This is a genomic window from Saccharopolyspora shandongensis (genome assembly GCF_900106995.1).
Classification (GTDB): Bacteria; Actinomycetota; Actinomycetes; order Mycobacteriales; family Pseudonocardiaceae; genus Saccharopolyspora; species Saccharopolyspora shandongensis.
Genome location: NZ_FNOK01000081.1, coordinates 20,912 through 32,887, shown reverse-complemented (window position 1 = coordinate 32,887; position 11,976 = coordinate 20,912). Strand labels below are relative to the sequence as shown.

Sequence of the window (11,976 nt, the reverse complement as noted above, 5' to 3'; positions counted from 1 at the left end):
CGGTCGCACGGGAGGGCATGGAGACCGCGGTGTTCTTCTTCTCCAGCGTCCAGTCCGCCGGCGGCGGCACCGTGCTGCCGCTGGTCGGCTTCCTGATCGGCATCGCGATCTCGATCTTGCTCGGCTGGCTGCTCTACGCCGGGGCGATCAAGGTCAACCTGTCGAAGTTCTTCACCGTCACCGGCGTGCTGCTGGTCTTCGTCGCCGCCGGGGTCTTCGCCTACGGCGTGCACGACCTTCAGGAGGCCGGGATCCTGCCCGGCCTGAACACGCTCGCCTTCGACGTCAGCAACATCATCCCGCCGACGTCCTGGTACGGCGCGCTGCTGAAGGGGATCTTCAACTTCTCCCCGCAGACCACCGTGGTCGAGGCCGTCGTCTGGGTCGGCTACGTCGCGATCGTCCTGCCGCTGTTCCTCCGCCCCCACCGCAGTGCCTGCAGGCCCGCCGAGATCCGCGCCAAGGAGGCAAAGTGACCAACAACGCCTACACGACCGCGTGCAATCCCAGCATGGAGGGCGGCGGCATCCGCGGCGAGTCCATCGTTACCGAGCCGGTTACACCCTGATCGGGCGCCACGCACGTTTCAGCGCATGCAAGAGCGCCGCCACAAACACTTTCGCAAGGGGAGCGGACCCCGCGCTTTCGCGCTCACAGCCACACCGCCGTAGCGTTTACCTATGAACGCGGTTGTGAAGAAGATCGAGTCCCGCACGTCGCGTGCCCAGAACCTGTTGGAAGAACAGGTGGGCAACGAGCTCAACGCGTCGCAGCAGTACCTGGCGTGCGCGGTGTGGTTCGACCAGCGCGATCTGCCCCGGCTGGCCGCGTACTTCTACCGGCAGTCGGTGCGCAAGCGCAATCATGCGATGCGGGTCGTGCAGTACATGATCGACAAGAATGTCGCGGTGGAGATTCCGGATGTGCAGGCCGTCCGCAACGTTTTTTCCGATCCCCGTGAACTCATCGCACTCGCCCTGGAGCAGGAACGCGCCGTGACCGAAGAAGTCACGACGTTGTCCCGATCCCTGCGAGAGGAGAGCGACTACCTCGGCGAGCAGTTCATGCGCTGGTTCCTCTCCGAGCAGGTCGACGAGGTCGCGCAGATGACCACGATGCTGAACATCACCGATCGCTCGCAGGGCAACATGTTCGACTTGGAGGACTACCTCAAACGAGACCCCGTCGGGGACAACAGGTACGAATCGACCGCCCCGCACACCGCTGGTGGGAAGCTGTGACGAAGGCACACGAACCGCTGTGGCTGGCGCAGCTTGAGCACGGGCGGGCTTGACCGACCGCTGCGTGTTGACGTGGGTGACCGATCCCGCGTCTTGTTCCGCGAGACCTCTCAGCGCTAGGCAGCGACGTGGCGCTGCGGGACGTCAGGAATCGCGGTCGGTGTCTGCGAGCGCGAAGTAGTTCTCCTCTTCCTGGGTGAAGTGCAGGCGTAGCACGGCGTGCAAGCCGTACAGAGTGGCGAGCAGGTCCTCGATCTGGTCGTCCTCGATGCGGCCGTGGGATTCCGTCAACTTCAGGTGAGCGCCGATCCTCCTGCTGAGCCGGTCGATCTCGGCGTGCATGCGGCTCATCGTCGCGGTGGCTTCGCTGCCGCCCAGGGCGGCAGCGATGGCGGGGTAGAGCTGGGTTTCCTCGGCTCGTTCGTGCGGGACGAGCCGCTGGTCCAGGAACGCACTCGTCTGGCGAAGTGCGACGAGCGCCTTCGTCGAACCGGGGGCTTCGGAGACGAGGTCCGCGGTGTCGCGGATCAGGTGCAGGGTTTCGCGGAGCTTCTCCTGTTCGGAGGCGAAGCGGTGCAGCAGGTCCTCGGTCGAGTGCGGCACGGCGAGCTCGCCGCGGTGGCTCCCGCGCAGCGCACGTAGCGCGTTGACGATGACCGCGACGTCGATGCCTTCCTGCAGCAAGGCGCCGGCCGCCGGTGGCAGCCAGCCGACGGCGGCAACGCCCATGGCGACGATCGACAGGCCCATGCCGACGGCGGCGCTTTGCACGGCGATACCGCGCGCTCTGCGGGCGATGCTCATGGCGTCGGCGACGCGGTCTAGCCGGTCAGTGGTGAGCACGACGTCGGCGGCCTCCGATGACGCGGTCGCGCCGCGTGCGCCCATCGCGATCCCGACCGTCGCCGCTGCCAGGGCGGGGGCGTCGTTGACGCCGTCGCCGAGCATGATGGTGGTCGCCGTTTCGCTTTCATCGCGGACGCGCGCGACCTTCTCCGCGGGGGTCTGTTCCGCGTGCACCCAGTCCAGGCCCAGCACCGTGGCGACTTCCCGGGCGGGTTCGGCGCGGTCGCCGGTGAGCATGACAAGGCGGCGTAGTCCGGCTTTCCGCAGGCGCCTGAGGGTCCTGGGGGCGTCCCGGCGCAGAGGATCGCGCAGCAGCACGGCGCCCCAGAGTTCGCCTTCGCAGCTGACCCAGGCGATGGCGGCGGCGTCGAGCATGGCTCTGTTCAGCACGGCGTCGGTCCAGCGCGGCCTGCTTTCGGGCAGCGCGAGCTTGCCGACTTCGACGCGTTTGCCGTCGACGATGCCCGTCATCCCTCGACCGGGTTGTTCCGACGCGTCGCGCGGCGGGGTCAGCGCGAGGTGCTGCTTTCGGGCGTGCGCGACGATGGCTTCGGCGAGGATGTGCGGGGACGCTTGGTCCAGCGAGGCGGCCAGCCGGAGCACCTCCGCCGCGTCGACACCCGGTGCGGCGATGACATCGACGACGGTTGGGCGTCCTGCGGTCAAGGTACCGGTCTTGTCCATGATCCCAGTGGTGGCGTGGCCGAGGTTCTCCAATGCAGTGCCGTCGCGGATGATCACCCCGACTCGGGAGGCGCGGGACATACCGGACACGACGGCGACCGGGACCGCCAGCAGCAGCGGGCAGGGCGTGGCGACCACCAACACGGCGACAGCGCCGACCGGGGAGCCCGTGATCAGCCAGGCGGCGCCGGCCAGGAGCAGAGCCAGGGGCAGGAACCATGTCGCGTACCTGTCGGCGAGCCGGACGACGGGTGCCCGTTCTGCACCGGCCTGCCGTGCCAGCCGCACGATCCCGGCGTACGTGCTCTCCTCGGCGGTGGCACTGACCCGCAGGTCGAAGGTCGGGCCCGCGTTGACGCCGCCGCTGCGCACGGGCTCTCCGGCTAGCCGCTCGACGTGGGCGGACTCGCCGGTTAGCACCGCCTCGTCGAGGACAGCGGCACCGCCGCTGGCCCAGCCGTCCACCGGTACGACCTCGCCGGGGCTCACCAGTAGCAGGTCGCCGACGCGCACCTCGTCCACGGCGACCGTTTCGAGCGCATCACCTGCGTACCGATGTGCGAAGCGGGGCGCGTGTTCCAGCAACGCGCGCAGGTCGTGGGAGGCCCGGCGCTGCGCTGCGGAGTCCAGAGCCTGCCCGGAGGCAAGCATGACTGCGATCAGCGATCCGGCGAGGTACTCGTGAACCGCGAGGGTGCCGCCGAGCGAGAGCACGGCGATGAGATCGACCCCGGTGCGGCCGTGCCACAACGCGAGAGCCATCCACGCCAGCGCGGGCACGATGGCGACCGCGGTTCCGGCCATCCAAGCTGCATCCGCCGTCCCGGTAGCGCCAACCGCCCAGGCGATGACGCCGATCAGCAACGCGCTCGTCGTGACCACGAGGAGGGCCGGCTCGAACCAAGGCCGAAGGCCGTGTGCGGCGTGTTGCTGCGCTGAGCGTGGTTCGGACATGACCGGCATACCCCCGCGGTCAGGCCTACCCCGTGCGGCGCGCGTCCACACCTGAGCCGGGTGACGCGAAGCACCGTGACCGAGTGACGAAGGGCCTGGTCGGAGGGCTGTCAACGCCCGCATGCTGATAGCGGTTCCAGGGAATGTGCTCGGCGGCTGCCGGTTTCGTTCCCGGCTTGATCGTTTGCGAGGAGAACAGCTGATGGACCAGGTTGGCGTTACAGCGGCGCCGTTGCACGAGCTCATCCCGGAGCCGCGTGGAGCGGTGGGTGACATGCGGTTGGTGATCAGTCGCGGGCCTGCCGTGGGAGCGGAGTTCGGGATCAGCGCGGCGTTGACGTTGGTCGGGCGGCACCGCGATTGTGACATCGTGATCGACGATGTGACCGTGTCCCGGTGCCACGCCGAACTGGCGGTGCGCAACGGCCGGTGTGCCCTGGTGGACGGCGGTTCCCTCAACGGCACCTACGTCAACCGGCGTTCGGTGGAGTCGGCGGAGCTGGCTGACGGTGACGAGATCTGGATTGGGAAGATGCGGTTCACCTTCCGCACCGGCGACGTGGAGGCCGGCGGCATCGCGACCAAACGGTGAGGATCTCACTGCGGAGCTCGCTGATGAGTCCACTGTGGTGAGTTCTTGCCCGCATTGCCCGACAGCTATCCAGCCCGAAGCAGTAGGTTGCCGTCATCGCCGAGCTCGTGCGCGGCGGACTGTCTTACTCGCCGCCTTTTTGTATGTATGAGCGTACGAATTCCGCGGCGTTCTCCTCGAGGACGTCGTCGATCTCGTCCAGCATCGCTTCCGTGCCGTCCTCGAGCTTGTCCCGTCGATCCTGACCGGTGGGTGTTGGATCGGTCAACTCATCGTCATCATGACGGCCGTGGTGTTGCGGCTTCTCGTGGCGCATCCTCTGCCTCCCCGCAAGTGTGTCCTTGGCGGTGCTTCTGGAAGCTGGCTGCTCGTGGGCCGAAGGCCGTAGGCAAGTGTCACGAGATCTGAGTGCGGCCATCTAGGGCCCAACGGCCTCTTCTCACCACGGGCAGGAGGGGACACGTTGGATGAGTTGTGGGGCTCCACCGGAGATGCGCGAATGCTGTGAGAAGGACGTCGATGAGTGCAGCCGAACCGGCAGTACCGCCAGATGATGTGGCGTTATTGCTGACCATGGTCCGTGAGCTCGTGGCGGAGCGTCGCTACGCTGACGCCGCGGCAGCTGCGGCATTGGACAGTGGCTTCGAGCGCGATCTGGGGCTCGATAGCCTGGCACTCGCAGAGCTACTGCTGCGCGTAGAGGATGCCTTCGGTGTCAGCCTGCAGGCGGACACGCTCGGCACAATCGAGACGCCTCGCGATCTTCTTGCGGCTATCCGGAGTGCGCCGCGCACGGGCGTCCACCGGCCGTTCGAGGGCCGATATGCCGTGCCTCCGCGTGCTGAGCGGATTCCCGAAGCGATCGCCACCTTGACCGAAGCGCTGGCCTGGCACGTCCGTGTCCACCTGGATCGGCAGCACGTGCGGATTCTCCACGACGAGACCCAGGAGATGGTCAGCTATCGCGATCTGCAACGCAGTGCCGCTCGGGTGGCTGCGGGATTGCTGGCACGCGACCTTCGGCCCGGTGATGCGGTGGCGCTCATGCTGCCGACCGGGCGGGACTACTTCGCCGACTTCACCGGGGTGCTGCTGGCCGGCGGGGTGCCCGTGCCGATCTACCCGCCGACACGGCCATCGCAGCTAGCCGACCACCTGCCCCGACAGGTGGGCATCCTCAACAACGCCCAAGCACGGCTGCTGGTCACCGACCCTGGGGCCGCGCGGCTGGGGAGGCTGGTGCAGGGCCAGGTCGCGTCGATGCGGCATGTCCTCACACCCGCTGAGCTCACCGACTGCGGTGAGGTGGGCGCGGTCGGCCGGGATGCCACCGACGTCGCGTTGCTGCAATACACCTCGGGCAGCACCGGCAACCCCAAAGGCGTGGTCCTCACCCATGCCAACCTGTTGTCCAACATCCGGGCGATGGCCCAGGCCGCTCACGTTTCGACCGCCGACGTGTTCATCAGCTGGCTGCCGCTATACCACGACATGGGGCTGATCGGGGCGTGGCTGTCCAGCCTCTACTTCGGACTTCCACTGGTGGTGATGCCGCCATCGACCTTCCTGGCTCGGCCTGCTCGATGGTTGCAAGCCATCCACACCCACCGGGGAACCCTGTCCGCAGGCCCGAACTTCGCCTACGAGCTGTGCCTGCGGAAGATCGGAGCTCCCGAGATCGAGGGCCTGGATCTCAGCTCGTGGCGAGTGGCGTTCAACGGCGCCGAACCAGTGCACGCGGACACCCTGACCAGGTTCGCCGAGCGGTTCCGGCCCTGCGGATTCGATTCGCGGGCGCTGACCCCCGTCTACGGGCTCGCCGAATCGTGCGTGGGTCTGACCTTCCCGCCGATGGGGCGCGGCCCGGTCGTGGATCGAGTCATCCGCGAGGACTTCGTGCGCTCGGGCCGGGCGCTGCGAGCCGCCGTAGACGATCCCGATCCGCTGCGATTCGTCTCCTGCGGTGTGCCGCTGCCTGGCCACGAGATCCGGGCCGCAGACACGGCGGGCAACGCGCTCGGCGACCGGCGTGAGGGCCGAATCGAGTTCCGGGGCCTGTCTGTGACCACGGGCTACTTCCGCAATCCGCAGGCGACCCGAGCCCTGGTCCGGCGCGGGTGGCTGGACACCGGTGAGCTCGGGTATCTCGACGCCGGTGAGCTCTACGTCACGGGCCGGGCCAAGGACCTCATTATCCGGGCGGGGCGCAATCTGCATCCCGAAGAGCTCGAAGCCGCTGTCGGTGATCTACCCGGCATCCGCAGGGGCTGTGTCGCCGCGTTCGCCAGCACCGGCGTGGGCGAGCATGGCGAGAGTGACCCAGCGAGACCAGGACACGTAACGGCGGACCTGGTGCTCGTCCAGTCCGGCCAGGCCCTTTCCGGACTGGAACGTCTCCTCCACCCGCCACCTTGATCCAGCGACCCGGACCAGGGTTGCCAGTGGCACCGGTTGGGGCGAGTAGCAGCGGTAGTAGGCGAGTTCGCCGGTGGTGCGGTTGCGGCGGATCAGCAGGTGGCGGTGGCCGGGGGCGGTGCTGGGTAGGTCGATGTGGGCCCAGTCGTAGAAGCGTTGCCCCTTGGCACCGGCTCCAGCCGACAGCTTCTGCCAGGCCCGCTTGGGAATCTTCTTGGCCAGGGCATCCGCGCGGAACTTCCCTGCCTGGGTGGTGATTTCGTGGTTACCGGCCACGGCGAGCACGTAGCCGGTGCCGCGTTCCTCCAGTGCGGTGCGCAGTTTGGGGTTGCTGCCGTAGACCTCGTCGCCGGACACCCAGGAGGCGTGGTGGCCACTATCCAGGAACCGGGTGATCATGCGGGCGGCCAGTTCACCTCGCCGGTCTCGTCGACCACGAGTACCGACTGGTCGTCGTGCAGGTGCTCGGCCACGTAGTTGCGTAGGTCGTCGCGGACGGCGTCGGCGTCCCACTTGGCCCGGTTCAGCAGGTGCATGCCATCCGGGGTGGCGTCCCCGGCCCACTCGGCGATGGTCCAGCAGTTCTTGCGGGGCAGATCCGATAGAAGGCCGAGCACCAATCGCCGTATCCGCCGGCGGGGTTCGACCCGCGTGAACCGGCCCGTGATCCGGTCCATCAGGGCCTCGAATGTCTCCTGCCAGCGGGCAGGGTCTGTGGTGTGACCTGCGGACACCGTGTGATCGTTTGTCTTCATTCAATGCCGGAGGAGTTCGCAGAAGCGGTCCAGGGCGCGGTCGGTGCGGCGGCGGTCGCCGGTGGTCGTGAGGTCAAACAGGAGGCCCCGGATGACGGCCATGACCAGCGTGGGAGTAACGGTGTCGTCGGGGCCGGTGGTGATGTCGCGGAACGTGGCGCTGAGGGTGTTGAACCAGTCCGTGATCGCCTCGGCCCGGTTCGGGTAGTTCTCGGGGTGGGCCAGGCCGTCGGCGTGCACCTCGAAGAACAGCCGGACGAACGCGGCGCGCTCGGGTGCGCTGATCCAGGCCCAGATGCCGCGCAGGCGTTCCTCCGGAGAGCCTGCCTCCGGCGGGAGGTTCTCGGCCAACCGTGTCGCACCGCGGCGCCGGGCCTCGGCAAGGACCGCAGATACCAACTCCTGCTTGCTGCCGAAGTCATAGAGCAGCATCCGCGGGCTGGTATCGAGAGCCGAGGCCAACGGCCGCAAGCTCAACCCGGCCAGGCCATGACCCAGTACGTAGTCGGTCGCCCGCGCAAGCGTGCGCTCCCGCCGCGCGGGATCTGGGGGGCGCCCCATGGTGGATCATCCTCTCCGTACTGCGGGCTGTCCTTGGTAGTGGATGGTCAGCTCCAGCGGGCCGAGTTCGGTGGGCCACAGCGGGTTGAGGTGCAGTTCGCCGTCGCGGACCTCGGATGCCGGCGAAGCAGCGTTGCAGGATGTCGATGCTGCCCGCCATGGCGGCCAGGTGGATGCCTTCGGCGGTGGTGCCGTGCTGGGTGTCGTGGATGTCGCCGGCCAGCACCTCGTCGAAGAACTCCAGCGCGCGATGCCGCCGGCCGCGCGCGAGGACCCAGGCGTGGACGACGGCGCTGAGGGTCGATCCGTGGCTGGTGCGCGTCAGGTAGTACTCGATGTTGTCGGGAATGCTGGGCATGGGGTAGCCGAGTCTGCCGAGGATCTCCTCGAGTTCTTCGGCCGACAGCAGGTAGAACAGCATCAGCACGTCGGCCTGCTTGGACGCCTGGTAGCGGTTCGGGTCGTCGTCCTCCGCCTCCAGGATGCGGTCGAGGCGCTGGATGTCGCCGTAGCGCTGCCGGTAGGCGTCCCAGTCGAGTTCGGCGAGCCGGTCGTAGCCCTCGAACTGGCTGATGATCCCGTTCCCGTGAAACGGCACGAACATGCGTTGCGCGATCCGTTTCCAGCGGTCGATTTCGGAGTGGCGGATCTCCAGGGCGTCGATGACTTCCCCGCGCCGCTGGTCGGGCAGTTCACGGAGGACGTGCACGACGGTGCGGCACAGCCAGGCGGTCATGACGTTGGTGTAGGCGTTGTTGTCGATTCCCGGCCGATCCCGCCCGGGGTATGCGGTGTGGTACTCGTCCGGGCCGACGACACCGCGGATGATGTACCGGTCACGGCTGCGGTCGTAGTGCGTGAGGGATGACAAGAACCGCGCGATCTCCAGGATCATCTCGGCGCCGAAGTCGCGAAGGAATTCCTCGTCCCCGCTGGCCTGGAAGTAGTGCCAGGCGTTGTAGGCGATGGCGATCCCGATGTGGCGCTGCAGGTGCGTGTGATCGGGTAGCCAGTTGCCTGAGCGGGGGTTGAGATCTAAGCGCTGGCTTTCTTCCCGGCCGTTGCTGCCGCTTTGCCAAGGGAACATCGCACCAGAGAATCCCGCGTCATGGGCGGCCTTCCGTGCCTGCGGCAGTCGGCGGTAGCGGTACATGAGCAGAGCACGGGCCAGCTGTGGCATGCGCAGGTTGAGTGTGGGCAGGACGAATAGCTCGTCCCAGAAGACGTGGCCGCGGTAGGCCTCGCCATGCAACCCGCGTGCCGGCACACCTGCGTCGAGGTCGGCGGTGTTCGGCGAGACGGTCTGCAACAGGTGGAACAAGTGAAGGTTCACGGCCTCTTGAGCACCATCGCTCATCGATAGTCCATAGTGGAAACCGTGGTGCAGACGTGTCCACGCCAGGCTGTGCGATCGGGTCAGGTCGTCAAATCCCGCGGCCTCCTGTACGTCGTTGACGGCTTCCGTGACGGGTTCGGTGCTGGCGCGATCCAGCGAGGTGTGCAGCGAGACGATCTTCTCCACCCGAACTTCGGCTTGCTGCTCGACGTCCAGCGCCAGGTCGTGGGCGATCAGGTCGTCCTGTCGGACCAGGGACTGGTCGACGTCGACGAGCTCGCCGCCCACGAACACCCGGAACCGCGCGGCTTCGGCGACGCGGATGTGGGACTGGGATGTTTGCGCGTGCAGGACGGTGATGTTCGGCGCGACTTCGGAGGTCTGGTAGTCGACGAGGTGGCGTCCTTCGAGATCGCGGTAGCGGGTGACGCCGCAGTTGGTGACGCGGCCGTCGACGCCGCAGCGGAACGTGATCGTGCCCGACCAGTCCTCGGTGACGAGCGTGGTCTCCAGCCCGGCGAAGTGCGGTCGGGACATGTGCACGAACCGGCGCTGCACTACGCGCGTCGTCCGTGCCTGCCCGTCGCGGAAGCGCAACCTGCGGACCAGGATGCCGCGTTCGAGGTCTAGTTCCTGGTCGTGGTCGAGCACTTCTACGTGCGCCAGGTCGAACCACGAGCCACCGTCGATGCGGAAGGTCAGCAGCAACCAGTTCGGCATGTTCACCAACGACTCGTTCTCCACATCGTGACCAGCGACGGTCGTGGTGAGCCGGTTGTAGCAGCCGGCTACATAGGTGCCGGGATAGTGCACGCCGTCGGCACGGGATTCAGGTGCGGCACCGCGCGTGGCGAAGTACCCGTTGCCTAGCGTGCACAATGCCTCCCGGCGACCTTCATCGCCAGGGTCGAAGTCGTCGAAGCCGAACAGCCAGGGATTCATGCGGTCCCCAACAAGGACGCGAAGCGGGCGAGCAGTGCGCTCAGCGCGCGTGGGTTGTCGACGGAATAGTGGGCCCAGGTCAGGCGGTCGCCGTGTTCGACGCTGCGCACCACGATGCCGATGCCGTCGTCGTGGATCTCGCGCAGGGCGTCCTCGTCGGTGTAGTCGTCACCGGCGAAGACAGGAACGACGTCGGCCCCGCTGAACCCCATACGGTCAAGCAGCCAGCGCAGCGCCCTGCCCTTGTTCCAGTCGATGTCCGGCAGCAGCTCGACCACGCGACGTCCGTGCGTCGTGCGGAGAGCGGGGAACGAATCGCCAATGCGGTCCACCGTGGATATCACGTGGTCGACGTCGTCCGGTCGGACGTTGCGGTAGTGCACCGCAAGGGCGAACCGCTTGCGGTCGACACGTGCGCCGGGGACAGGTTCCAGTTCGCTGGAAAGGAGCCGCTCGGCGTCGTCGAGATCAGGCAGCGCCGAGTCACCGGCTTCCTGTGTGATCGGCTCGTCGCCGGGACCGGCGAGCTCGAATCCGTGGCTTCCCGCGTACCACAGGCCGTCGATGCGGACCCGGAGGCGCACGTCCTGCAGGTCTCGGCCGCTCAGTATCGCCACGGGGCAGGTTCGGACGAGTTGCTGCAGGACCTGCCTGGCCTTCAGCGGCATCGCGACCTTGGTGGGGTCGTTGCGAATGGGGGCGAGGGTGCCATCGAAGTCCAGCAGCAGCACGATTCGGCGACCCTGCAGGCGGTCGACGATGTCGTTCCATCGATCGAGGCCGTCGGGGACTTCGGACAGCCGTCGCTCGATGGATTCCGAGACGGAAACGTCGCTGAGCGCGGACACGACCACATCGGCACCCGCCTCCAGCAGTCGGCTCGGCGGGCCGGTTCTGGCAACTCCGATGACGAGGCCGAAACCTCCGATTCTGGCGGCCTGGACCCCGGCCTGGGCGTCTTCGACGACCACGGACGCCGAGGCCTGCGTGTCGAGCCGCCGTGCAGCCTCAAGGAAGACCGCGGGCTCGGGCTTGCCGGGCAACCCCAGTTCGTCGGCGAGCACACCGTCGACGCGGACGTCGAACAGCTGTGCCGCACCGGCCTGCTCCAGCACTCGGGCGCAGTTGTGGCTGGCCGAGGTGACCGCGGTCCGGATTCCATGGCGACGTAGCGAGTCGATCAGCGGCACCGCGTCGCCAAACAGCAGCGTGCTCGCCGAGGCAAGCGCATCGCGGAAGTACCGATCCTTGAGCTTCCCGAGCCCGTGCCCGGTTTCCAGACCGATGTCGTCGTCCGCACTGCCGTGAGGCAGTGCGATCCCGCGCGAGCCCAGGAAGTCCAGCACCCCGTCCACCCGGGGCTTGCCTTCCACGTACCGGGTGTAATCGGCGGCGCTGAACGGCCGGTGATCTTCCCCCGGCATGCGCGGGCGGTCCGCCAGGTACCGATCGAACAGCCGCTTCCACGCGGCAGCGTGCACCGAGGCGGTATCGGTGATCACTCCGTCCATGTCGAACAGCACCGCACGGTGGCGGCATGGATCGATGTTCGTGGTGACCATGCCGACTCCGGTTCTCCACACCGTCCAGACCGTGGTGAAAAATGGGCCACGTGCGCGTCGGGTACCCGGCTGGTTGCACGAATCCACC

8 protein-coding genes and 2 pseudogenes are annotated in these 11,976 nt (G+C 67.5%); 4 read left to right on the top strand and 6 right to left on the bottom strand.

Annotated elements, in window-relative coordinates; genetic code table 11:
- Positions 1 to 476: FTR1 family iron permease (locus tag BLW84_RS42700; RefSeq protein ID WP_177227005.1), on the top strand; the 476-nt coding region annotated here is incomplete at its 5' end.
- Between the two features lie 204 nt (positions 477 to 680).
- On the top strand, positions 681 to 1,241 hold the full coding sequence (locus BLW84_RS42695; RefSeq protein WP_093277966.1) for a ferritin: 561 nt from the start codon (positions 681 to 683) through the stop codon (positions 1,239 to 1,241).
- A 144-nt stretch (positions 1,242 to 1,385) separates the two neighbouring features.
- Here the strand turns inward: BLW84_RS42695 and BLW84_RS42690 are convergent, their stop codons facing one another.
- Positions 1,386 to 3,725 carry a heavy metal translocating P-type ATPase gene (locus BLW84_RS42690; RefSeq protein ID WP_093277974.1) on the bottom strand — a complete coding sequence of 780 codons (2,340 nt, stop codon included), beginning with the start codon at positions 3,723 to 3,725 and terminating at the stop codon, positions 1,386 to 1,388.
- A gap of 202 nt (positions 3,726 to 3,927) precedes the next feature.
- Between BLW84_RS42690 and BLW84_RS42685 the strand changes: the two genes are divergently transcribed.
- Positions 3,928 to 4,317 carry an FHA domain-containing protein gene (locus BLW84_RS42685; RefSeq protein WP_093277964.1) on the top strand — a complete coding sequence of 130 codons (390 nt, stop codon included), beginning with the start codon at positions 3,928 to 3,930 and terminating at the stop codon, positions 4,315 to 4,317.
- Between the two features lie 124 nt (positions 4,318 to 4,441).
- Here BLW84_RS42685 and BLW84_RS42680 read toward each other — a convergent pair whose 3' ends face one another.
- A complete protein-coding gene (locus tag BLW84_RS42680) occupies positions 4,442 to 4,735 on the bottom strand; it encodes a ubiquitin-like protein Pup (RefSeq protein ID WP_093277962.1) in 294 nt (97 codons plus the stop codon).
- Between the two features lie 101 nt (positions 4,736 to 4,836).
- On the opposite strand from BLW84_RS42680, the pseudogene BLW84_RS49670 reads away from it, so the two are divergent.
- Positions 4,837 to 6,336 (top strand): annotated as a pseudogene (locus BLW84_RS49670) (AMP-binding protein); the annotation flags it as partial.
- A 273-nt stretch (positions 6,337 to 6,609) separates the two neighbouring features.
- Here BLW84_RS49670 and BLW84_RS49665 read toward each other — a convergent pair.
- The 4 genes and pseudogenes from BLW84_RS49665 to otsB all read right to left on the bottom strand — a co-directional run.
- Positions 6,610 to 7,409 (bottom strand): annotated as a pseudogene (locus BLW84_RS49665) (IS701 family transposase); the annotation flags it as partial.
- A 78-nt stretch (positions 7,410 to 7,487) separates the two neighbouring features.
- The gene (locus tag BLW84_RS42665; RefSeq protein WP_093277959.1) at positions 7,488 to 7,919 is read right to left on the bottom strand and encodes a hypothetical protein; all 432 of its coding nucleotides are present in this window, start codon (positions 7,917 to 7,919) and stop codon (positions 7,488 to 7,490) included.
- Positions 7,906 to 10,326, bottom strand: a complete 2,421-nt coding sequence (locus tag BLW84_RS42660; RefSeq protein ID WP_245761778.1) for a glycoside hydrolase family 65 protein — start codon at positions 10,324 to 10,326, stop codon at positions 7,906 to 7,908. The genes BLW84_RS42665 and BLW84_RS42660 overlap by 14 nt, the downstream gene beginning before the upstream one ends.
- Complete coding sequence (gene otsB, locus BLW84_RS42655; RefSeq protein ID WP_245761777.1) at positions 10,323 to 11,909, bottom strand: trehalose-phosphatase; 1,587 nt, start codon at positions 11,907 to 11,909, stop codon at positions 10,323 to 10,325. The genes BLW84_RS42660 and otsB overlap by 4 nt, the downstream gene beginning before the upstream one ends.
- Positions 11,910 to 11,976 lie beyond the last annotated feature (67 nt).

Bases quoted from the DNA above. Each gene is read 5' to 3' on its own strand.
- BLW84_RS42660 (WP_245761778.1), bottom strand. From the start codon at position 10,326: ATGAATCCCTGGCTGTTCGGCTTCGACGACTTCGACCCTGGCGATGAA.
- BLW84_RS42685 (WP_093277964.1), top strand. From the start codon at position 3,928: ATGGACCAGGTTGGCGTTACAGCGGCGCCGTTGCACGAGCTCATCCCG.
- BLW84_RS42695 (WP_093277966.1), top strand. From the start codon at position 681: ATGAACGCGGTTGTGAAGAAGATCGAGTCCCGCACGTCGCGTGCCCAG.
- BLW84_RS42680 (WP_093277962.1), bottom strand. From the start codon at position 4,735: ATGGCCGCACTCAGATCTCGTGACACTTGCCTACGGCCTTCGGCCCAC.
- BLW84_RS42690 (WP_093277974.1), bottom strand. From the start codon at position 3,725: ATGTCCGAACCACGCTCAGCGCAGCAACACGCCGCACACGGCCTTCGG.
- BLW84_RS42665 (WP_093277959.1), bottom strand. From the start codon at position 7,919: ATGCTGCTCTATGACTTCGGCAGCAAGCAGGAGTTGGTATCTGCGGTC.